We start from the raw sequence: 22,692 nt of genomic DNA, 5'->3' as shown, positions 1-22,692 counted from the left end.
CAGGAAAATCTGAAATAAATGCTACATTTAACAACGAGGCTTTGCCACAAATTAACCAATAATCACTGTTGCTATGTTAGAAAATGGCCCACCAGAGTTGAAACAACAGCCCAGGTTTGGATCATCTTTATTTAAGTGGACTGAGTATTTCTCCAGTCAAGAAGGAGAGATAACTCAAAGCATGAGTGTTTTTATCTTGATCTGGTTTGGTCAGGTGTTATCTCTAGTTGGCTCGCGCACAACCAGTTTTGCTCTAAGTATTTGGGTTTACCAGCATACTAACTCAACTACTCAATTCACTCTCCTGATTTTATCGACAACCTTACCGGCGATTATTATTTCTCCCATTGCTGGAGTGTTTGTCGATCGCTGGAGTCGTCGCTGGATCATGATTATTAGTGACTTTGGCGCTGGTCTGTGTACCCTAACTATTGCCTGGTTATTTGTTAGTGGTAATTTAGAAGTCTGGAATCTGTGCCTATTTAGTGCTATTAATTCTGCTTTCAGTGCTTTTCAAGGGCTTGCCTATTCTTCAGCAACTACATTACTCGTACCTAAAGAACAACTTGGTCGTGCTAGTTCGATGACGCAGATTAGGTTGTCTATTGCGGAAATCCTCTCACCTGCGCTGGCAGCTGCACTGCTGGTAACTATCGAAATTCCGGGAGTTGTTATCATTGATTTGATAACTTTGTGCTTTGCTCTGGTGTGTTTGCTAGTGGTTAAATTCCCTGAAGTTCAGACCACAGAAGCTAAAGGAGAGGAGGTTGGGTTCTTATCTTCATTCTGGCAAGAATTGACCTTTGGATGGCATTATTTTGTCGAGCGTCCTGGACTGATTGGCTTAGTCGTTTTTATTGCTATCAGCAACTTTCTCATTGGTAGTGATGAAGCTCTAACCACACCACTAGTACTTTCCTTTACTTCAATACAATCTTTGGGGACAATCTCTTCTATTGCTAGTTCTGGAATGTTAGTCGGCAGTTTCATTATGAGCGTTTGGGGGGGAATAGAACGCCTAATGAATATGATATTTATCTCGATGTTTTTTCTGGGTTTATTGTATGTGTTAGCGGGCTTGCGCCCTACACCGATTCTGTTTACTATCTCTGAGTTCTTTATATTTTTTATCATCCCCATCGTTAATGGTGCAATCCAAGTAATTTATCAAAAGAAAGTTGCTCCAGAAGTACAAGGAAAGGTGTTTGCATTCCGCACTGCGGTTACTCAGGGTTTTCTGCCGCTTTCTTATTTAATTGCCGGACCACTAGCTGACCAATTTTTTGAACCTCTCATGGCTGCTGATGGCTTAGGAGCATCTACTATTGGACAAATTATTGGTGTTGGGCATGGTCGCGGTATTGGTTTGATGTTTATCATCATGGGTATATTTAGCATCTTTTTCACCTTCATTGCTTACTTATATCCCCGTCTGCGTCTGTTGGAAGATGAGTTACCGGATACAATTTCTTAAATTCACGGACTTCCAAACAATCATCCTCCCAAAAATAATTCAACACACATTCGGTATCCTTCATTTTTTGTAGTTTGTTACAAAAATTTATCTTCTCCACTAGAACCTAAATACAACCTAAATAAATACGGTCTTTGCATTTAAACAAGGAATAATGGAATGGGTAACTGGCGAAGGTATTACCGTGGTTGGCATTGTTATTGTTTCGCACAGTAAACAATTAGCTCTAGGAGTACGAGAACTAGCTGCACAGATGGTACAAGGACAAGTTCCCCTGGCTGTGGCAGCTGGTATTGATGATCCGGAAAATCCACTGGGTACAGATGCGATCCAGGTTTATGAAGCGATCGCCTCCGTATTCTCTGAAGATGGTGTTCTCATTTTAATGGATTTGGGTAGTGCTTTAATGAGTGCGGAAATGGCACTTGAGTTTCTACCCCCTGAACAGCGAGATCACGTATATCTTTGTGCAGCACCGTTAGTAGAAGGTGCTATTGCTGCGACTATCGCTGCTGCTACAGGTGGAAGTATCCAGCAAGTTATGGCGGAAGCACAAGGAGCATTAGTAGCAAAAGAGACACAATTAGGTTTAATTAGTAGTCCATTATCAACAGACAGTAACCAACCTCCAAATAATTCCGCAATTCCCACCCACGAAATACGGTTAAAAGTTCGTAACCGCTTAGGTTTACACGCCCGTCCATCAGCCCAGTTTGTCGCCACTGCATCCCGGTTTCAATCCCAAATTCGGGTACAAAATTTAACTAGAAATACAGAAGCTGTCAGGGGTGACAGTATTAACCAAGTTGCTACCTTGGGAGTACGTCAAGGACATGAATTGCTGATTACTGCCACTGGAATTGATGCCCAGGAGGCTCTAAAAGCCTTACAGAAATTGATTATCAACAATTTTGGCGAAGATGATATCATTGTCGGTTTAACACCACCACCTCAAGAATTTACTGCACCGACCCAGGGGGAACTAGCAGGAATTGCTGCTTCTCCAGGAATTGCGATCGCCCCATTAGTTCATCATCAATCTACTGCTGTCGCATTTACAGAATATCACATAGAAAATGTGAATGTGGAGTGGCAAAGATTACAAGCAGCTATTCAAATCGCTAAACAGGAAATTGCCACTTTACTCTCCCATACATCTATTCAAATTGGTGATGCGGAAGCAGCGATTTTTGATGCTCATTTACTATTTTTAGCAGATCCTGTGATGCTAGAAGCCGCACGTCAGCATATTGTGGAAGAACGCCTCAACGCAGAAGTGGCTTGGCAAGCTGTAGTGGATGAAGTCGCAAATTCCTACCGCAAACTAGAGGATTCTTATTTACAAGAACGAGTTGACGATGTGGTTGATGTGGGGCAGAGGGTGTTAAGAATTTTACTGGGTAATGCTCCCACCGACTTGGAACTCACAGAACCATCTATAGTTGTAGCGACAGATTTAAGTCCTTCAGATACCGTTAAACTTGATCCTAGCAAAGTGATGGGTATTTGCATGACCTCTGGAAGTGCAACTTCCCATAGTGCTATTATCGCTCGAACCCTTGGTATTCCTGCGGTTTTGGGTATAGATGCCCAGGTGTTAAACCTGCAAAGTGGTACATTGATGGCGCTTGATGGTGAAAGTGGCAAGGTTTGGGTGGCACCAGCCACTGAGACATTAGATAGACTAGAAGCCAAGCGAGAGACTTGGAAAATTGCCCAAGCAGAAGCACGAAAGCTGGCACATCAACCAGCATTTACTCGTGATGGTTGCCACATTAAAGTATTGGCAAATATTGGTAGTATTACGGATGCACAATTAGCTGTAAATCATGGTGCAGAAGGTGTGGGATTACTTCGCACTGAGTTTTTGTACTTGGACAGAACCAGCGCACCGACAGAAGAGGAACAACTGGAAGTTTATCAAGCAATTACGCAAGTTTTGGACAAGCAACCGTTAATTATTCGCACTTTGGATATAGGTGGAGATAAACAACTTCCTTATTTGAGTTCGTCAGTGACAGAAGCTAATCCGTTTTTAGGTGTGCGCGGGATTCGGTTCTGTTTAGAAAATCCTCAGTTGTTGAAAACTCAGTTACGGGCAATTTTACGGGCTAGTGTAGGGCATAATATCAAAATTATGTGGCCGATGATCGCTACTTTAACAGAATTACGAGCAGCTAAGGAGATTTTTTATGAAGTACAGGAGGAACTAAGAGAAGCTGGTATAGCTTTTGATGAAAATATGAATGTGGGGATGATGATAGAGACACCCGCAGCGGTAGCTATAGCTGATCAGTTAGCCAGAGAAGTGGACTTTTTCAGTATTGGGACAAATGATTTGAGTCAGTATGTGATGGCTGGCGATCGCACAAATCCCAGAGTAGCAACTTTAGCAGATGCCCTGCAACCAGCGGTATTAAGAATGATTCAGCGAACTGTTTCTGTTGCCCATGCTGCTAATATTTGGGTAGGATTATGTGGAGAAGTCGCAGCAGAAACCATAGTTGCACCAATTTTATTAGGTTTGGGATTAGATGAGTTGAGTGTCAATCCTCAAGCGATCGCCCCGCTAAAACAAGCAATATCACAGCTAACAATCACAGAAGCACAAGCTATAGCCAACATAGCATTACAACAAGATTCTGCAACTAGTGTCAGAGAATTAGTTTATCCTATTGGCTAAGATCAATTCACAATTAAGATCCAAAGTTGGGTGAAAAAATAAAACCCAACATCACATATTATACCAATGCATGAATAACTCAACATTCACTATTTTTATCGTCTTTGGATTTATTTGGATTTTCATGGCCACTGCTGCTGTAATTGCTCTTTTAAAAGCTGATGGTCAAGAAATTCGCTTTGGTAAAACGGGTATGATGATTGCTATTTCTATCATTTTACCAATTATTATCACCCTTAGCTATGCAGCATTTAAAGGGACATTTTAATCATGATTGTCAGCATCAGGATATCCAAGATTTGAGGATGTACAGGATGTGGGTTTTGTTAGGTGTTCAAATTTTTTGCTTTAAGACTTGACAAGACGCAAAAAGTAAATTACACTTATGTTATGAGTAGAAATCTGTCCGCGCATATATATAGTAAAATATTCAACCATTAAAAATAATTTTATACTTTACGACGAGTTAAGTGATGGATATTATTGAAAATTGTAGCGTTATAACTTGCTTTTATAAGTTTGTGAACGTAGTAAATTTTTACTTATCTTTTGTTTAAATTGCTACATTATTACGCTAATATACCAATACTTAATTCCAAGCAAGTAATAAATTTAGATAGCAATGCCTTCAAGCTTCGACCTAAGACTCCAACACTTAGAAGATAACATTAGACAAGATCAAGACTTGCTCAAAGATTATGAAGATACTTTGCGATACGAAGATGATCCACGTCGCAAGACTAAGTACAGAAGAGAAATTGAGCAGTTACGGGAATCTACCAATCTTTATCAAAAAGAATATGATGAATTGCGATCGCAGATAACTGGTGAATCAAGTGTACAAATGCTGAATGTAGCTATTGATTTACAACAAATGAATACTAGATTAGATAGATTATATGCTGGACAAAAGGCTATCTATGAAAACATTAATCACTTGCGTCAAGGACTACTAGCTCGTTATGAAGCTGGTGAACAGAAAATCATTGCAACCCTCGCAGAAAAGTTAGATGAATCTCAAATGGTGATGATTTCTACTGTTTTAGATGCAATAAAAACTAACCAAGTCACAGAAGGAGAAATGCAGCTTATTTTACAAGGGATACAGCAAAACATAACTAAAATACAACTACAAGGTACTGCTTTGCCACCTAGTGAATCAGCTTTAGTGGAAGTTATAAATTATCCTGAATTAGATTTTAAGCACAGATTAAAGGTTGCCATACCTCTTATTCCTTTCATTTTGGACTATGAAGGTGAACTAGAACTGGGAACAGGAATAAATTTGAAAGAAGCCTGGGAAGCGTTGATGATGCGATTTAAAGGAGAGTAAATAGTGGATTGGCATTATCAACGAAAAAAAGACTTAGAAGAACATCTTAAAGAGGATTATACTTTACTGAAAGACTTAGAAGATGATTTGCGTCTTGCCGAAGAAAGGAAATCTCAAACAAAATTTAAAAAGCAGATCAAAGAAGTAAAAGATAGAATCTCTGAATATCAAAATGAGCTTGATTCTTTATCAAATGCTGAAAAAAAGCAAGATTTACTTGTTGATGCTATGACTAATATTACATTCAGAGAACTACGTATGGTTACTGACGGAATCTTTACTATGCCTGTAGAATTTGATGAAAGTTATACAGTTGTTCCAGTAGTTGAAAAAATGTTGAAAAACGAACTAACTGGACCCGCTCAGAGGAAATTAACAAGTGGTGTTATCCAAGCAAAAATGGTTGCAAAGTTTGTTGAGGGTCAGGTGAAAACAAATCGCTATTTTCCAGACCAACTAAAAGCTGGGTTTACTCAGGAATATCAAAGACTTCGAGCAGCAGGATTAACGGGAAATGCTCTGTTGGATGCCTTACATGAATTTTCGTGTAATCATAGCACAGATTATGATCTACAAGCGGCTGGTTTAGCAGTGCTGTACTACTTTTTTGAAAAGTGCGAGGTGTTTGAGCGATGATTCTTCCTACAAAACATATCTCTACCAGTCACTCTCTATTGGGAGTAGGTGCTAAAATACTAGAGCATTTGTACCAAGAAAGAACAGTTTCATCACTTTGGAGTGCTGTTCATACTATGCCAGAAGTGGCTACATTTGAACGTTTTGTTTTAACTCTTGATCTCTTATACGCTATGGGAGCAATTGAGATGGAAATGGGATTACTTCGGAGGTGTCACCGATGATTCATGCTGTTAGGTGTAATCAGTCATCATTCAAAACAGTTAACTTTAGACCAGGCTTAAATGTAGTTTTAGCAGACCGTACAGAAGAATCTGGGATCAGAGATTCACGTAATGGACTCGGTAAATCTACTCTGATTGAAATTATTCATTTTTGCCTTGGAGGTAACATTCAAAAAGCTAGAGGACTAGGCTCTAGAACTCTTCTCGGTTGGGCTTTTAGTTTAGAAATGACATTAGCAAATAAAATTATTACTGTTACAAGAAATACTGATGATAAGTCTGAGGTAGTAATTGAGGGTGATACTACTAACTGGCCTATTCAACCTAAAGAAGAAGAAGGTAGAAAAGTTCTCAGTATAGATAACTGGAAAGTTGTTTTGGGCAATTTAACATTTGGATTACCCATTAATGATGAAAATAAAAAATATACTCCTACATTCCGAAATTTAATTTCCTACTTTATCCGTCCTAACAGAGATGCTTTTTCCCAACCATTTGAGTATTTTCGGAAGCAACCTGGGTGGAATACACAAATTCATAATGCTTTTCTACTAGGTCTTAATTGGGAATATTTAAGAGAGCTACAACTTCTAAAAGATAGACAGAAACTAATAACAGATATTAAAAAACTAAAAAAAGATACAGAATCTGGAGTTTCAATTAGTGTTTTTGGTTCTTTGGGAGAATTGAAAGCGTTAAAAGTTGGGGTAGAAGAACAACTACGCGAAAGGAAAGAAACTCTTAGTAATTTTCGAGTAGAACCACAATATAATGAATTAGAAGCAACTGTTAATAGATTAACTTCAGAGATTCATGAAGCAACTAATAAAAAAATTACAGATCAGAAGTTACTAGAGTTTTATCAATCTAGTCTGGATTCCGAAAATCACCCCAGTCCAGAAGATGTTATTAATATATATCAAAATGCTGGTATTGAATTACCAGGTTTAGTAATTAGAAGACTTGAAGAAGTAGAAGAGTTTCATCGTCAGTTAATAGAGAACCGTAGGGAATTTTTAGCAATTGAAATACAACGTCTTAGAAGAGAAATAGCTGCTAAAGAAAGTTATATTAGAGAAAAAACTAATCGGCGTGCCGAATTATTGGAAGTTCTAAGGACACATGGAGCTTTAGAAGAATATACAATGTTACAAGAAATTTATCTTGATCATGTAGCTAATCTCAATGAAATTAATCAACGTATCGCAGAATTAGAACAATTCGAGGAAGAAAAAAGTACCTTAAAAATTGAAAAAGAACAGTTACTACAACGTGCGCGTCGTGACCAAGAAGAACGCAACGAGCAAGCCGAACGTGCTATTAATTTATTCAGAACTAACTCTAGATTTTTGTATAATTCTCCTGGAACATTAGTTATTAATGTAGAAAATAATGGTTTTACATTTAGAGTAGACATTCCAAATGATGGTAGTGAAGGTATAGATAAAATGAAAATATTCTGTTATGACTTAATGCTGGCACAAATTTGGTCAGAACGTGATCCTTCACCCCGCATATTAATTCATGACAGTACAATGTTTGATGGTGTAGATGATAGACAAGTAGCTCTTGCTTTAGAACTAGCTGATAGAGAATCCCAAATATGTGGATTTCAATATATATGTACTTTAAACTCAGATAGAGTTCCACGCTCAGATTTTGCACTTGATTTTAATTTTGATTCTTTTGTCAGATTAAGACTTACAGATGAGGGAGAAGAAGGAAAATTACTAGGTGTTAGCTTTTAAAATAAATGATATTGATTTCCACTTTAAAATTAAGATGTCGAAATACAAAAAACACTTTGCTCCTTAGCGCCTTTGCGCGAAATAAAATAGGGTAAGCGATTTCACCTACCCTATAAACTAAATAATGATGCTACTTTCACCCAAATTCAAAACATTTTTAATTTTTAATTTTTAATTTTTTACGCACCTTCCCGCAACTTATCCAAAACACTGCGATCCTCCAAAGTCGAAGTATCCTCCGATACCTCCTGATCCGCAGCCAGATTCCGCAACAAACGGCGCATAATCTTACCAGAACGGGTTTTTGGTAGTGCATCAGTAAACCTGATTTCACCAGGACGTGCGATCATTTTCTAAACAACCATGAATCTTATACTTGTACTAAATTGCTTTTATGGTCATACCAGCTATTAACCATTACAATAATATTATCTATTTCTTGATCATTCAGTTTTTTTAATTCCTCATTTTCATTAATTTTCAAGCTCACATTATTTCCCTCATTAATAATAGGTTCTAAAATCCATCTATAATATCCTTGGTCATTATCTAGTGTAAAGAAAAATAAGCACACTGGAAATGGTAAATCTCTGAAAACTTGCAAATGATTATATTTGTTATTTTTTAGCTTAAAAATATCATTATGCTGAATTAATTCAGAACTAGAAACCGTTGCTTTCACTTCTACCCCAAAAATTCTTCCAGTGTAATTACCATCTTTTGAGATTGTAACTGAAAAATCTAAAACTCCTTCGCCTTTTTTTTGTTGAGAAACAATTAAATCATCACGACGAGTTAAGTACACAACTGCCAAAGCTTCTGAACGTAAACCAATGTACCAAGGTTGTTCTGTTTGCATTGTTTTATCTCCACTGTTGATCAGAAAATTGCGAAACTAAATTTTTCGGGCTGTATTGACTCCAAAAATTATTTACTTCGTGCCAAAGAATTTCTCTATTCTGTTTATTAATAGGAAAATTAGTAGCTAGACTTGAGAGTGATGTTAAATTTTCTCCATTAGCAGAAACTAAATAACCAATTTCTTGAATTTCATCAATTCCAACTATATAAGTTGGTGCTGGATAGGATGCTATACCAATTACAGATTCTTCTTTTACTTTCACCTTAAGGCGATTCTCTTTTTTTGTATAACCTTGCCTAGTAGTTTTGACTTGTACAAAGAAATAGGGAATATATGAACCTGCACCTACTAACTCCACAATAAAATCAACATACTGCCATTTATCTCCTAAAAACTGCGGCTTAAAAATTGGACTAGTATCAAAGTGAAATTTAGTGATTAAAACTTCAAATATCCTCTCACCTCTTTGTCCTAGTGCATCTTTCATCTATATCCCTATTTTAATTCAAGTTATAATTTTCTTCACACAATATAGGGTAGGCAATTTTGCCCACCCCATACAGATTTTACACAGTTTTGAAAAACTAACTCAAACTATGCACCTTCCCGCAACTTATCCAACACACTGCGATCTTCCAAAGTCGAAGTATCCCCCGATACCTCCTGACCAGCAGCTAAATTCCGCAACAACCGACGCATAATTTTACCAGAACGGGTTTTTGGCAGTGCATCAGTAAACCTGATTTCACCAGGACGTGCGATCGCACCAATTTCACTCACAACGTGCTTCTTCAGTTCCTTACTCAACTCCTCACTGGCTTGATAAGTCCCTTCTAAAGTCACAAAAGCTACAACTTCTTCACCCTTCAACTCATCAGGTTTACCTACCACCGCAGCCTCAGCTACCGCTGGATGAGACACCAACGCAGATTCCACTTCCATCGTTCCTAAGCGGTGTCCAGAGACATTCAACACATCATCCACACGCCCCATCACCCAGAAATAGCCGTCTTCATCCTTCCTTGCACCATCACCAGCAAAGTACGTATATTTACCATCTTTGGGGGGAATATGTTCCCAATAAGTCCGACGGAAACGATCAGGATCACCGTACACAGTCCGCATCATTCCCGGCCAAGGATGACGCACCGCTAAATAACCACCTTCATTTTGTGGAACAGAGTTACCTTCTAAATCCACGATATCTGCAATAATCCCAGGGAAAGGCAGAGTTGCAGAACCAGGTTTAGTGGGAATTGCACCGGGTAAGGGTGTAATCATAATCCCACCAGTTTCAGTTTGCCACCAAGTATCAACAATGGGGCAACGTTCACCACCAATGATTTTGTGATACCACATCCAAGCCTCCGGGTTAATGGGTTCACCCACAGTTCCCAGTAAGCGTAAGGAAGAAAGATTGCGTTTGTTAGGATGGTGTTCACCCATTTTCACAAATGCCCGAATTGCTGTGGGTGCAGTATAAAAAATCGTTACTCCGTATTTTTCAATCACATCCCAGAAACAACCAGGATTAGAACCACGGGGCGCACCTTCATACATTACAGTAGTTGCACCGTTGGAAAGGGGTCCATAAACAATATAGCTGTGTCCTGTAATCCAACCTACATCCGCAGTACACCAATATACATCTGTATCTTGGAGATCAAAAATCCATTTTGTGGTAATATGGCTGTATAGGTTATAACCGCCTGTGGTATGCACTACGCCCTTCGGTTTGCCGGTACTGCCAGAAGTATAAAGGACAAACAGCATATCTTCGCTGTCCATCGGTTCTGCGGGACAATCTGCGGACACACCTTTTTGTAAATCATGCCACCAGTGATCCCTTCCTGGTTCCATCTGGGTTTTTTGACCTGTGCGTTTGACGACTAATACATCTGTGATGCTGGGTACGGCATTATCAGCTAAAGCTTTATCTACCTGTTCTTTTAGGGGTACGATCGCATCTTTACGCCAACCACCATCTGCTGTAATAACTAATTTAGCCTCAGCATCGTTCAAGCGATCGCGCAAAGCTTCAGCACTAAAACCACCAAACACAACGCTATGGGGTGCGCCTATTCTGGCACAGGCTAACATGGCAATAGCAGCTTCGGGAATCATTGGCATATAAATACCAATGCGATCGCCTTTTTTAGCCCCCAACTGTTTCAGCACATTAGCAAACTGGCAAACCTCTCGATGCAATTGAGCATAAGTTAGCGTCCGGGAATCTCCCGGTTCACCTTCCCAAATCAAAGCAGCCTTATTTTTACGCCAAGTAGTCAGATGTCTGTCAAGACAATTGTAAGAAATATTAATCTTACCACCCACAAACCACTTCGCAAAAGGAGGTTGCCAATCCAGCACAGTATCCCATTCGTGAAACCAATCTAACTCCGTTTGGGCTAATTTTGCCCAAAAAGCCTGTGGATCAGCCTTAGCTTCATCATAAATCCTTTGATATTCTTCCAGGCTTTTGATATTAGCCTGTTGTGAAAAATTACTAGCGGGATGAAAAAGTCGGTTTTCCTGTAGGATAGATTCTATAGTTGGTTGAGACATGGTGATCTATGTAAACAATATGGTGACTGAGAACTATTTTTAATATAGTTGTGTCAAATAGTATTTAGATTTTCGTTAAGCTGGATGAAAACCTTGAATTTATTCATCTGACACAAATCACAACTAAACCAGAATGAGCATATTAAAGGAAGCAGGAGTTGAAAGGCAGGAGGCCAATTAGATGGGGATTTAAACCCACCTATAATCGTATACCGCCAAATCACTAGATTATGGTTCTTGACTTAAACCCAAATGGGCGAGTAAAAAAGGCTTTATTCTTAATTCAAAATTTTCCCTTCTTCCTCCTGCCTCCTGCCTCCTGCCTCCTGCCTCGCAAATTAAAGCTCAAGAAAATATTAAGTATGATTGAGGAAATCAAAAACGGTGCATCTTGTACCTTGCTAAACGGTAATATAACAGTGTACTGCTTAGTTAATAGGTATTCTGCACCAACTAACTCGGTAAAAACCTGAGTCGTCAAATATTGAAAGTCTGTCTATTACAAGACTTGGGAGTAATTGCCAATGGCATTTTTTTTAAAATCAAATTTTAACACTAAACCATGAATCGTATACACACCTTAAAAATGTATAAAATTTACACCAAATAGTTAGTTACTGAAAAGTAGGGCGTAGTTTGCAAGCAAAAGAAATTAAGGATAAACTAAAGTTACTCATTGAGCAATCCTCGGCGATAGATCCTCAGTTATCAAAAAGATTAAATGAGATCAATCGGTGGGTCAAATATATTCGGCCTGGTTCCCTGACTGCTAAACCATTTGTCCTTGCTTTTCTTCTTGAGGTGATTACCGACTCTACAATTTGGCTGATAATTCAATCCTTGCCTTCAGAAGCAGCACGACAAGCAAAATTCAACCAAATGACCCCAAATGAGAGGTATTGGTATAGCTATCTATTTCCTAAGTGGATAAACTCAACAGATGCCAAATTTTATATTTGGAAGAAAAAAATGATGGCGGGAGAGTTTAATCAGTTTGATGGTGATATTATTAAATCAATAGCTCAAGATATTGTACGTCGTGAAGGGAACATTTGGCAGCGTTATATTGCCGACCTTTCCATGGCAACAGATTTAATAGTTAGTAATCATCAACAAAAACCACTCTGTATTCAAGTTACCAGTGTCAGTGAAGAGTTCCATGAGCAAAAGTATGAAAAGTGGCAAAATGCACTGCAATTGTGGGAAATAGAGAGAGGATTGTTCTTAAGTTACAATCCCGGTGAGAGTGACTTTATCAACCAATTAGTAAACGTGGCACTCTATAACAGTGACCATCTTGCTGAAGGAAAGTATCTAAATTTTTCCTGATATCAAATTTTTGATATCTAATATCTCAGTCCTAGCCTAAATCGTTACCTGCTTACAACAGCATTTATGCTTAACCAACAAGAAATGAACAGCATTACTCAAGTAGATGAATTTGCTGAAATTTTAGCAGCAGCCCGTAGAATGCAGCAAGACTGGCTAGAATATGGGCTAAATTTTGTTCACCTTTATGTTGAAGATGTAGATGGAGATTGGTTAGAAACCTGGGGAAATGATGAAATATTAGGTAATTCTCTCTTAGATTCTATTAAAGAATTTTTGGTTAGTAATGACGATGTTGCTGTAAAAATTAGGTATCGCTTAGGAGATAGGCCACTCTTTGATTTAGCAATCAATTTAGAAGAATGTCTGAGAATTTCTAAAGAAGATGAAAAATTATCTGCTGTCAGAGATATTTTAGATCGTCATATTCATGCTGGTGAGATCGAATTACTTGATTTAGCCAATAGTTTGCTGGATAAGTTGTTGTAGTATAACAGCAGAATTTAGAAGTCAGAGGTCAGAAAAATTTAAGATGATGATTGGTGCGTTATTGACGCACCCTGAAAATTAGAGATTTTGTAATCAAAAGTCTCTAAGGAACAAGAACACCTCTGAGTTCCTGCACGTGCTGTTGATAAACAAACCAGGTTTGAGTATTACCAGTTTCATCTTGACAGGGAAGTGGTCTTTCAAATGTCACTTCCCAATAATCTCTCAACTTTTCAGTGTTACCTCTAGGAGGTGTCGGTGCAGTTTGAATTACTCTTCTAATAGAAGAAACAAAAAATTTCTCACCTAATTTAGCTGGGCATTTTTCGTCACTAGCAATATCTTTTGATTGCTTGTACCAGTTTTCCCGTGACTTAAAAGTAGTTCCAGAAGCAGCTTTAATCCTTAAAATGCGAACTGTGGGAGTTGTTTGAGAAGACACAGTATCAGCATTCAAAACACCAATTCCACACACTACAGCCAGAGATAAGAGTAATTTCTGACCACCTAATCCAATTTTACCCATTCTCATTTTGATTTTGATTAGTGACTAGTTTTACCTAAGATTTGAATAACTACTATTTTTGCATGAATGACCGTATATTAAATATCTAAATTCTGCATAATTGCATCCTATAGCCATCTAGCACCAAGCCGCAAGGGATATGTACAAAGTAAACCTGTTTGAGTTATGCTGTGTGCGATCGCATCCTTAGTTCCTAAAAGGTGTTTAAAAACCTGGAGACATTGATCACATCTTGTCTTTGTCTAAGAAATTTCACCACAGTTTTGGGAATTACCTGACGCAAAAAGAGAAGGATAAGCGTTGACATCGAGTTTTAGATGTGTTATTATGAAATTGATAAGGAAGAACTATTTTATAATAATCATACGAGATTAAAAAAACAGTTAATTTTTCTGTGCGCCTCTGTGTGAGAAAACATTTTGAGAATTGAGATTTTTCCTAAAAAGAATGTAATATTTGCCATTGAGTAAACATGATAAATAAATATCATCTTTTATTTTGTGTTACTCAAAGCAAACTTCTATGGTAAAAGCCATCTCTATTAGATTTCGCCAAATAATGGCCTACCTGATCAGAAATATCTGGCTAGGATTAATAGGCTTAATATTAGTATTAACACTATTTGCTATTCCCGGACTTGCCCAAAAACCAGCATCCCCACAACCTTTATTAGTAGCAACCAGAGAAATACCACCCTTTGTATTTTCCCATCAAGGTGAGTTATCAGGATTTAGTATTGATCTTTGGCGTAGTATTGCCAATCAGATGAATGTAGAATCTAAATTTGTTGAATATCCAACCGTCGCTGATTTACTCTCTGCTGTCAAAGATGGTAAAGCCAACTTAGGAATATCTGCTATTTCCATTACAGCAAAGCGCCAGGAAAATTTTGATTTTTCCCTACCCATGTTTGCATCAGGACTTCAGATTTTAGTCCGCAAGCAAGCAACAAGCGGTAGTGTCCTCCCCAATCTGTGGCAATTATTGGTTTCTCCCGGTTTGTTACAAATCATTGGTGTAGCCTTAGTGCTGGTTATAGTTGCAGCCCATATAATTTGGTTAACTGAACGCCATCACCCAGATGGGATAATTCCCAAATCATATTTTCCCGGTATTTTCAAAGCTTGTTGGTGGGCAGCTGCTACACTAGGGGCGCAAGTTGACGAAATGCCCAAAGGCGCTATTGGCAGAGTTTTAGCAATAATCTGGATGTTTATCGCTATTATTTTCGTTGCTTACTTTACAGCTAGTGCTACTACCGAGCTAACTGTACAGCAACTTCAAGGCGATATCAAGAGTGTGGACGATCTCCCCGGTAGGATAGTAGCAACCACATCTGGCAGTACAGCAGCAGCATACCTGCGAGAAAATAAAATTACCGTCTCAGAATTTCCCAAAATCGAACAAGCTTATAATGCACTGCTGACTAAAAAAGCAGAGGCCATTGTTTTTGATGCTCCCGTACTTCTATTTTATGCAGCCAATGAAGGCAAAGGTAAAGTAGAAGTGGTTGGTAGTATCTTCCGTGAAGAAAACTACGGTATAGTTCTACCGAACGAAAGCCCTGCCAGAAAAAAAATCAACAGTGCCTTACTCAATTTGCGAGAAAATGGTACTTATCAAGCGTTGTATGATAAGTGGTTTGAGGCCAAAAAACCTTAAAAATTCAAAATTGGGTAATAATAGGTAATTGCTAAGTGTTATCCAGTCCCCAGCCCCTAATCTTGCGCCAGTTGGGCTTTTGCCTGTTGCCAAAGAGCATCTAATTCTGCCAAACTATACTCTGTCAAAGGACGATCAATTACATCTTCCATTTTTTGTAATCGTTGAATAAATCGCTGACTTGTACCTTGCAAACCTGCACTCGGATCAAGATTATGCCATCTAGCAACTTGAATAATTGCAAATAGTAAATCACCTAATTCTGATTCTTGTCTTTGGGGAGTTTCCTGGGCTAAAGCCTGTTGAAATTCCCCTAATTCTTCGTGAAACTTTCCCCAAACTTCATCAACATTGTTCCACTCAAAACCAACACCAGCAGCCTTTTGAGAAATCTTCATTGCCGCACTTAAAGGCGGAAGACTGCGCCGATAACGACTAAGTTTATCACTAAGTTTTTGTGTTGCTGGTGTTTCTCCCTTTTCTGCGGCTTTGATAATTTCCCAATTTTGGCGCACCTCGTCCATATTTTCCACCGTCACATCACCAAAAACATGAGGATGACGACGAATCAACTTTTGAGAAATGCCCTCAACAACTTCTTGCAAAGAAAAATCACCCGCTTCACTAGCAATTTGCGCTTGTAATACTACCTGTAATAATAAATCTCCTAACTCCTCTGCGATCGCCTTTTTATCCCCAGTTTGAATCGCATCAACCACCTCATAAGCCTCCTCAATTATGTATGGAGTAAGACTTTGGGGAGTTTGTGCCAAATCCCAAGGACAACCTTCAGGCGATCGCAATTTTGCCACCACATCAATTAATTCTTGTAAAGCCACCAAAATTTGATTATCTGCCATAAAACCTCCACCTACCTCCGCGAAACTCTGTCTTGAAAAGTTTCCTACGCCAGGAAACCCGGCTTCGAGGAACTTTTCGCTGCGTTTACCTCTGCGTACCTCTGCGTTTTCTCACCGCCTTGACACCCCCCGTCGGTTTACGCTTCTTAATTTTGCCATGGTTCAGCAAACCTTGAATCCCCTGCTTTTGGAAACGTTTATAAGCCGAATTAGTCCAATCACTCAGAGAATGACTCATAGCCCCCAATTCAAACCCCACAAACAGAGCGAAAAATTCCCCATAATATATAGATATAGTCCGCCCCACACTCCTCCAAACATCCCCCCAGTTCAAAGCCACATTACCCAACTTAGCAAAAACCACCAAAATCAAAATCGCCACAACCGCCAAAAAAGTCGTCAGATAAACCACCCGCAGAGTCGTACCAATGATTGGCCCGTGCGATAAAAAAGACCGATGACGCAGACTTTTTTGATAAGGCAGCCAAATCCAACGCAAAAACCCCCAACGCTGAAACTGACGGGAGTAAATATCTAAGTCGGGACCAAACATCAGCCCCCCAAACATAAACCCACCAGCCACCAACAAAGTCACATTGCTGCTACCAGTGGATACCAAAGTCACACCCGCCACCATAGGCAAAGACCAGATAGTAATGCGATCGTGCGTTTGACCAGAAGGCATCTTGGCAAATTTAAAACTAAAAATATTTAAAAATTCAATACTGAGTAAGTATAGCCGACAACCAACCTCCCACCCGAAAAAAAAATTCCCCAAACCCCTTGCAAAATTTTAAAAGACTATGCTATATTAATTAAGTGATGAAAACGGGCGGTTAGCTCAGTTGGTAGAGCGCCTGCCTTACAAGCAGGATGTCATCAGTTCGAGTCTGGTACTGCCCATTTAAAACAGATTTTCTATAATAGCAGTTCACAATTAAATTGTGGGCTGCTAAAAACTTTTTAGGGCAAATTGTAAATTAAAAATTTTTCACAACACTTTTTAGATTTGACAAAGCATAAATGCGCTACTGCGTTGATAATCATCAAAAATTTAATTTGTACATTCTCACTATATAGAGTTTGCTGATAGCTAACGCCAAGCGTAAGCCATAAAAGTTATCTGTGTAGACAGGGAACAGGGAACAGTTTTAGCTATCTGAAATATGGATCAATTTTTCTATCCGTTATCCAAAAATGCAGCTTTTTTCCACCCTTCCCATCAAAAAGTTTGTAAGCCTTATCTGTTCTTGTTTACACCTTTATTCACCAATCCCTATATATAAAGTCCAAAACCTCTTTGCAGTTACTTCCATCCCAGATAAGCAACTCTTATCTAGACTATTTACTATTCTCTGTCAAGTCCTATTGACATTTTGTAACAATATTGTTAAATTAGTTTACATAAGGAAACAAACGAAGGAAAAACATTATGTACACCACCAGCAACGAAGAAGGCATCCTCAACAACTACGCAACCGAACCAAAACTGTTTACGCAGAATATCCTTCACCTGAACAGCAAAATCGCTACCTGTTCCAAGGTGCAGTAGCAGTTTTATTTGTTACATCTATAGTTTTAATCGCGTTGGGTGTTAGCTAAGATTTACAGCATTGTTTAAGTAATTCAAATAAAAAAACAAACACAGGAAAAAAATTATGTACACCACCAGCAACGAAGAAGGCATCCTCAATAACTACGCAACCGAACCAAAACTGTATTACGCAGAATATCCTTCACCTGAACAGCAAAATCGCTACCTGTTCCAAGGTGCAGTAGCAGTTTTATTTGTTACATCTATAGTTTTAATCGCGTTGGGTGTTAGCTAAGATTTACAGCATTGTTTAAGTAATTCAAATAAAAAAACAAACACAGGAAAAAAATTATGTATACCACCAGCAACGAAGAAGGCATCCTCAATAACTACGCAACCGAACCAAAACTGTATTACGCAGAATATCCTTCACCTGAACAGCAAAATCGCTACCTGTTCCAAGGTGCAGTAGCAGTTTTATTTGTCACATCCATAGTTTTAATCGCGTTGGGTGTTAGCTAAGATTTACAGCATTGTTTAAGTAATTCACATAAAAAAACAAACACAGGAAAAAATTATGTATACCACCAGCAACGAAGAAGGCATCCTCAATAACTACGCAACCGAACCAAAACTGTATTACGCAGAATATCCTTCACCAGAACAACAAAATCGCTATCTGTTCCAAGGTGCAGTAGCAGTTTTATTTGTCACATCCATAGTTTTAATCGCGTTGGGTGTTAGCTAAGATTTACAGCATTGTTTAAGTAATTCACATAAAAAAACAAACACAGGAAAAAAATTATGTATACCACCAGCAACGAAGAAGGCATCCTCAACAACTACGCAACCGAACCAAAACTGTACTACGCAGAATATCCTTCACCTGAACAGCAAAATCGCTACCTGTTCCAAAGTGCAGTAGCAGTTTTATTTGTCGCATCTATAGTTTTAATCGCGTTGGGTGTTAGCTAAGATTTACAGCATTGTTTAAGTAATTCAAATAAAAAAACAAACACAGGAAAAAAATTATGTATACCACCAGCAACGAAGAAGGTATCCTCAATAACTACGCAACCGAACCAAAACTGTACTACGCAGAATATCCTTCACCTGAACAACAAAATCGCTACCTGTTCCAAGGTGCAGTAGCAGTTTTATTTGTCACATCTATAGTTTTAATCGCGTTGGGTGTTAGCTAAAATGTTTTAAATTTTTTCAGCTTCGGTATTGGAATCTAATCGTCATTCTTATTTCTCCTAATCAACCCCGGCCAGTTTCACCGGGGTTTTTTATTGCTTAATCACCGTATTTTAAGCTAAAACTAGTAAATATAAACTCCTAAAGATAATTAAAGCCGCTATGCAAAACACAAAAATAAATTTCATATTTAGGAGAAGAAACAGTGAACAGGTAAGGAGTACAGAGATTTTTGTTTTCAATAACTATTTGCAATTAATTTTGCTTGGGTACTTATAAAGGTAGAAAAATGCATTTATTTTATAAGCTTAAATTTACTCCCTCTCAGTTAGTACGTCTGACAGTATTGCTAACATTACTATTATTTATTCCTCAAGTTTGGCTGAATTGGCAAGCATATTATAACTTCAATAATATTACTAAACAGGAATTTTATCTCCAAAAATTAAGTGATAAAATTACCTATTTGGATGAAGTATTAACCATGTCAGCCCGGATGAATGCGGCCACAGGTAATATTATTTGGGAAAAAAGATATCGCCAATTTGAACCTAAACTTGACCTGGCGATTAAAGAAGCGATTAAACTAGCTCCTGAAACATATAAAGATCAGAATGCCCAAAAAATTGATATTGCTAATCAGCAGTTAATTGCGATGGAATATCAATCTTTTGATTTAGTTAATAAAAACCAAAAAGAAGCTGCACAAAAAATATTATCCAGCCGTAAATACGAAACACAAAAAAAGATTTATGCTGATGGAATTGCTAAAAGAAATAAAAATATATCACTTGCACTGGAACAAAAAGTTGCTGAATATCGCCAAGGGATGATTTGGGCTATTTTGGGTTCTATAATAAGTTTAATCATACTTATCCCAATATGGATTTTAGTATTACGTTTATTGCAAGAATATTTAAGAGCTAAAAAAAATGCTCAAGCTGCCTTAGAAGAAACTAATTATCTGCTAGAAATGCAAGTTGCAGCCAGAACGGCAAGATTAAAACAGAAAAATCTTCAATTACAAAAGACACTACAAGAACTTCAGCAGACTCAAGTACAACTGATTCAAACTGAAAAGATGTCTTCACTAGGTCAGTTAGTTGCTGGTGTTGCTCATGAGATTAATAATCCTGTTAATTTTATTTATGGCAACTTGAATCATGTTAGGGAATACACTCAAAATTTATTAACTTTGATTAACCGATACCAACAAGAAACTTATAATTATAATCCAGAGATAAATATCTTGATTGAGGAAATAGAATTAGATTTTCTCATTGATGATCTGCCCAAAATATTATCCTCAATGGCAGTTGGTGCTGAACGTATCCGTGAGATTGTCTTAAGTTTACGGAATTTTTCGCGCCTTGATGAAGCAGAAATGAAGCCTGTTAATATTCATGAAGGGATTGATAGTACGCTGTTAATTTTGCAAGATATTATTAAAGGTCAAGAGGAACAGCAGGAAATTATAATTATTAAAGACTATGGAAATTTACCTCTTGTTGAATGTTATGCAGGAGGATTAAATCAGGTATTTATGAATATTATTGTGAATGCTATTGATGCTTTACGCCAACAGGAAATAGATTCTTGTCAAGATATTAAAAAACACTTCAGTTCAATTATTATTCATACTCAAGTAAAAAATGAAGAGAACGTAATTATCAGCATTCAAGATAATGGAATAGGAATACGAGAAGACGTTAAAAATAAATTGTTTGAACCCTTCTTTACAACTAAACCTGTAGGTAAAGGTACTGGATTAGGATTATCTATTAGTTACCAGATTATAGTAGATAAGCATAAAGGCAAGATAGAGTGTATTTCTGAACCTGAAAAAGGAACAGAATTTTTGATTGAGATTCCTATTAAGCAAATAAACCCAGCAAACACATAGCAGGGGAAGTAACCTTTAGATTGAAGAAAAGTCAAATTTCTATAGGTTTACCGATAACCTGAGCCATTTTCTGATAAAATCAAAAGTCCGACTCCTTTAACATAGATTTCAGTATGAGCAAGGGAACTCTGTTTGACAAAGTTTGGGACTTCCACACCGTTGGGACACTTCCATCAGGACTAACGCAACTATTTATTGGACTCCATCTCATCCATGAAGTTACCAGTCCCCAAGCCTTTGCTATGCTCAAAGAAAGGGGTTTAAAAGTTTTATTTCCACAACGCACAGTAGCGACAGTTGATCATATCGTTCCTACAGAAAACCAAGCCCGTCCCTTTGTGGACAGCATGGCCGAAGAAATGATCCAGGCTTTAGAAAAGAGTTGTCAAGAAAATGACATAACTTTTTACAATATTGGTTCAGGAAATCAAGGTATAGTTCACGTCATTGCCCCGGAATTGGGACTAACTCAACCGGGTATGACCATAGCTTGTGGAGATAGTCATACATCCAGTCATGGTGCCTTTGGGGCGATCGCATTTGGTATTGGTACAAGCCAAGTTAGAGACGTTCTCGCCTCCCAAACCTTAGCATTATCTAAACTCAAAGTCCGCAAAATCGAAGTTAACGGCAAACTAAAACCCGGAGTTTACGCCAAAGACGTAATTTTACACATCATTCGGACATTAGGCGTAAAAGGTGGCGTAGGCTACGCTTATGAATTTGCAGGAACGACTTTTGCACAGATGAACATGGAAGAACGGATGACCGTTTGCAACATGGCCATAGAAGGTGGTGCAAGATGCGGTTACGTCAACCCCGATCAAATTACCTACGACTACCTAAAAAATAGAGACTTCGCCCCTAAAGATGCAGACTGGGACAAAGCCGTTACTTGGTGGGAATCCCTGCGGAGTGATGCCGATGCGGAATATGATGATGTAGTAGTATTTAATGCCGAAGATATTCCCCCCACAGTCACATGGGGAATTACACCAGGTCAAGGAATTGGTGTAGATCAAAAAATTCCCACAGCCGCAGAACTCTTAGAAGAAGACCGCTTCGTAGCCGAAGAAGCATATCGCTACATGGACTTATACCCAGGTCAACCCATTCAAGGAACAAAAATTGACGTTTGCTTCATCGGTAGCTGCACCAACGGACGCATTAGCGACTTAAGAGAAGCAGCTAAAATTGCCCAAGGTCGCAAAGTAGCAGATGGTGTCAAAGCCTTTGTCGTTCCCGGTTCAGAAAGAGTCAAAAAAGAAGCCGAAGCCGAAGGACTAGATAAAATCTTCCAAGCAGCCGGCTTCGAGTGGAGAGAACCAGGGTGTTCCATGTGTTTAGCCATGAACCCCGACAAACTCCAAGGAAGACAAATTAGCGCCTCCTCCTCCAACCGCAACTTCAAAGGAAGACAAGGATCATCCTCCGGTCGTACCCTACTCATGAGTCCCGCAATGGTAGCCACAGCAGCCATTAAAGGCGAAGTCTCCGACGTGCGCGAACTTCTGTAGGTGACAGTGAAGAAAGCAGGGGAGCAGGGGAGCAGGGGAGCAGAGGGGAAGATTAATTCTTCTTTCTTCTTTCTTCTTTCTTCTTCCTCCTGAACTCCTGAACTCCTGATAGCGTTCACGTAGTGTGCCGAAGGCATAGCGTGGCGT

At 38.5% G+C, this 22,692-nt stretch carries 24 protein-coding genes, 1 tRNA gene and 1 pseudogene; 19 read left to right on the top strand and 7 right to left on the bottom strand.

Translation table 11 applies throughout. The features are described from left to right. The first annotated feature begins 73 nt into the window (after positions 1-73). The 7 genes from ACLLO5_RS22230 to ACLLO5_RS22200 all read left to right on the top strand — a co-directional run bounded on the left by ACLLO5_RS22230 (position 74) and on the right by ACLLO5_RS22200 (position 8,098). Entirely contained in the window at positions 74-1,474 is a 1,401-nt protein-coding gene (locus tag ACLLO5_RS22230) for an MFS transporter (RefSeq protein WP_413172666.1), read from the top strand. Between the two features lie 154 nt (positions 1,475-1,628). Then, positions 1,629-4,157 (top strand): phosphoenolpyruvate--protein phosphotransferase, encoded by a 2,529-nt coding sequence (gene ptsP, locus ACLLO5_RS22225; RefSeq protein WP_413172664.1) that lies wholly within the window; start codon positions 1,629-1,631, stop codon positions 4,155-4,157. A 70-nt stretch (positions 4,158-4,227) separates the two neighbouring features. Then, positions 4,228-4,425 carry a hypothetical protein gene (locus ACLLO5_RS22220; protein WP_413172663.1) on the top strand — a complete coding sequence of 66 codons (198 nt, stop codon included), beginning with the start codon at positions 4,228-4,230 and terminating at the stop codon, positions 4,423-4,425. 354 nt (positions 4,426-4,779) lie between these two features. After that, on the top strand, positions 4,780-5,490 hold the full coding sequence (locus ACLLO5_RS22215; RefSeq protein ID WP_413172661.1) for a hypothetical protein: 711 nt from the start codon (positions 4,780-4,782) through the stop codon (positions 5,488-5,490). 3 nt (positions 5,491-5,493) lie between these two features. Beyond that, positions 5,494-6,126 (top strand): hypothetical protein, encoded by a 633-nt coding sequence (locus ACLLO5_RS22210; RefSeq protein ID WP_413172659.1) that lies wholly within the window; start codon positions 5,494-5,496, stop codon positions 6,124-6,126. After that, complete coding sequence (locus ACLLO5_RS22205) at positions 6,123-6,350, top strand: ABC-three component system middle component 6 (protein WP_413172658.1); 228 nt, start codon at positions 6,123-6,125, stop codon at positions 6,348-6,350. The genes ACLLO5_RS22210 and ACLLO5_RS22205 overlap by 4 nt, the downstream gene beginning before the upstream one ends. Continuing rightward, entirely contained in the window at positions 6,347-8,098 is a 1,752-nt protein-coding gene (locus tag ACLLO5_RS22200; RefSeq protein WP_413172657.1) for an ABC-three component system protein, read from the top strand. Before ACLLO5_RS22205 ends, ACLLO5_RS22200 begins: the two co-directional genes overlap by 4 nt. Positions 8,099-8,277: 179 nt before the next feature. On the opposite strand, the gene ACLLO5_RS22195 is transcribed toward ACLLO5_RS22200, so the two are convergent. From ACLLO5_RS22195 to acs, 4 genes are all read right to left on the bottom strand, one after another. Continuing rightward, on the bottom strand, positions 8,278-8,448 hold the full coding sequence (locus ACLLO5_RS22195) for a hypothetical protein (RefSeq protein WP_413176215.1): 171 nt from the start codon (positions 8,446-8,448) through the stop codon (positions 8,278-8,280). Between the two features lie 20 nt (positions 8,449-8,468). Next, a complete protein-coding gene (locus ACLLO5_RS22190) occupies positions 8,469-8,957 on the bottom strand; it encodes a DUF4365 domain-containing protein (protein ID WP_413172655.1) in 489 nt (162 codons plus the stop codon). Positions 8,958-8,961: 4 nt separating this feature from the next. Next, complete coding sequence (locus ACLLO5_RS22185; protein WP_413172654.1) at positions 8,962-9,447, bottom strand: DUF4365 domain-containing protein; 486 nt, start codon at positions 9,445-9,447, stop codon at positions 8,962-8,964. A 107-nt stretch (positions 9,448-9,554) separates the two neighbouring features. After that, entirely contained in the window at positions 9,555-11,525 is a 1,971-nt protein-coding gene (gene acs, locus ACLLO5_RS22180) for an acetate--CoA ligase (protein ID WP_413172653.1), read from the bottom strand. Positions 11,526-12,161: 636 nt separating this feature from the next. On the opposite strand from acs, the gene ACLLO5_RS22175 reads away from it, so the two are divergent. Together ACLLO5_RS22175 and ACLLO5_RS22170 are read left to right on the top strand one after the other, a co-directional pair. Further along, entirely contained in the window at positions 12,162-12,854 is a 693-nt protein-coding gene (locus ACLLO5_RS22175) for a hypothetical protein (protein ID WP_413172652.1), read from the top strand. Between the two features lie 66 nt (positions 12,855-12,920). Then, entirely contained in the window at positions 12,921-13,343 is a 423-nt protein-coding gene (locus ACLLO5_RS22170) for a hypothetical protein (RefSeq protein WP_413172651.1), read from the top strand. Between the two features lie 103 nt (positions 13,344-13,446). On the opposite strand, the gene ACLLO5_RS22165 is transcribed toward ACLLO5_RS22170, so the two are convergent. Further along, positions 13,447-13,869, bottom strand: coding sequence for a hypothetical protein (locus ACLLO5_RS22165; RefSeq protein WP_413172650.1), 423 nt, complete (start codon positions 13,867-13,869; stop codon positions 13,447-13,449). Between the two features lie 522 nt (positions 13,870-14,391). Between ACLLO5_RS22165 and ACLLO5_RS22160 the strand changes: the two genes are divergently transcribed. Beyond that, positions 14,392-15,531: a transporter substrate-binding domain-containing protein gene (locus ACLLO5_RS22160; RefSeq protein ID WP_413172649.1), complete on the top strand. Its 1,140-nt coding sequence runs from the start codon at positions 14,392-14,394 to the stop codon at positions 15,529-15,531. A 56-nt stretch (positions 15,532-15,587) separates the two neighbouring features. Here the strand turns inward: ACLLO5_RS22160 and mazG are convergent, their stop codons facing one another. Continuing rightward, on the bottom strand, positions 15,588-16,391 hold the full coding sequence (mazG, locus tag ACLLO5_RS22155) for a nucleoside triphosphate pyrophosphohydrolase (RefSeq protein ID WP_413172648.1): 804 nt from the start codon (positions 16,389-16,391) through the stop codon (positions 15,588-15,590). A gap of 85 nt (positions 16,392-16,476) precedes the next feature. Further along, positions 16,477-17,076, bottom strand: a complete 600-nt coding sequence (locus ACLLO5_RS22150) for a metal-binding protein (protein WP_413172647.1) — start codon at positions 17,074-17,076, stop codon at positions 16,477-16,479. 145 nt (positions 17,077-17,221) lie between these two features. Between ACLLO5_RS22150 and ACLLO5_RS22145 the strand changes: the two genes are divergently transcribed. From ACLLO5_RS22145 to leuC, 9 genes and pseudogenes are all read left to right on the top strand, one after another. Continuing rightward, positions 17,222-17,294, top strand: a tRNA-Val gene (locus tag ACLLO5_RS22145). Positions 17,295-17,823: 529 nt separating this feature from the next. After that, positions 17,824-17,993 (top strand): annotated as a pseudogene (gene psb34 / locus ACLLO5_RS22140) (photosystem II assembly protein Psb34). 56 nt (positions 17,994-18,049) lie between these two features. After that, on the top strand, positions 18,050-18,220 hold the full coding sequence (gene psb34, locus ACLLO5_RS22135) for a photosystem II assembly protein Psb34 (protein ID WP_413172645.1): 171 nt from the start codon (positions 18,050-18,052) through the stop codon (positions 18,218-18,220). 56 nt (positions 18,221-18,276) lie between these two features. Further along, positions 18,277-18,447, top strand: coding sequence for a photosystem II assembly protein Psb34 (psb34, locus tag ACLLO5_RS22130; protein WP_413172645.1), 171 nt, complete (start codon positions 18,277-18,279; stop codon positions 18,445-18,447). 55 nt (positions 18,448-18,502) lie between these two features. Beyond that, positions 18,503-18,673 (top strand): photosystem II assembly protein Psb34, encoded by a 171-nt coding sequence (gene psb34 / locus ACLLO5_RS22125; protein WP_413172645.1) that lies wholly within the window; start codon positions 18,503-18,505, stop codon positions 18,671-18,673. A 56-nt stretch (positions 18,674-18,729) separates the two neighbouring features. Next, complete coding sequence (gene psb34, locus ACLLO5_RS22120; protein ID WP_413172646.1) at positions 18,730-18,900, top strand: photosystem II assembly protein Psb34; 171 nt, start codon at positions 18,730-18,732, stop codon at positions 18,898-18,900. 56 nt (positions 18,901-18,956) lie between these two features. Further along, complete coding sequence (gene psb34 / locus ACLLO5_RS22115; protein ID WP_413172645.1) at positions 18,957-19,127, top strand: photosystem II assembly protein Psb34; 171 nt, start codon at positions 18,957-18,959, stop codon at positions 19,125-19,127. Between the two features lie 287 nt (positions 19,128-19,414). Continuing rightward, positions 19,415-21,028: a sensor histidine kinase gene (locus ACLLO5_RS22110; RefSeq protein WP_413172644.1), complete on the top strand. Its 1,614-nt coding sequence runs from the start codon at positions 19,415-19,417 to the stop codon at positions 21,026-21,028. 113 nt (positions 21,029-21,141) lie between these two features. Beyond that, complete coding sequence (gene leuC / locus ACLLO5_RS22105; RefSeq protein ID WP_413172643.1) at positions 21,142-22,545, top strand: 3-isopropylmalate dehydratase large subunit; 1,404 nt, start codon at positions 21,142-21,144, stop codon at positions 22,543-22,545. Positions 22,546-22,692: the final 147 nt, after the last annotated feature.

This window comes from Anabaena azotica SJ-1, assembly GCF_047275885.1.
Taxonomy (GTDB): Bacteria; Cyanobacteriota; Cyanobacteriia; order Cyanobacteriales; family Nostocaceae; genus Trichormus_B; species Trichormus_B azotica_A.
This window is presented reverse-complemented; position numbering and strand designations above follow the sequence as displayed.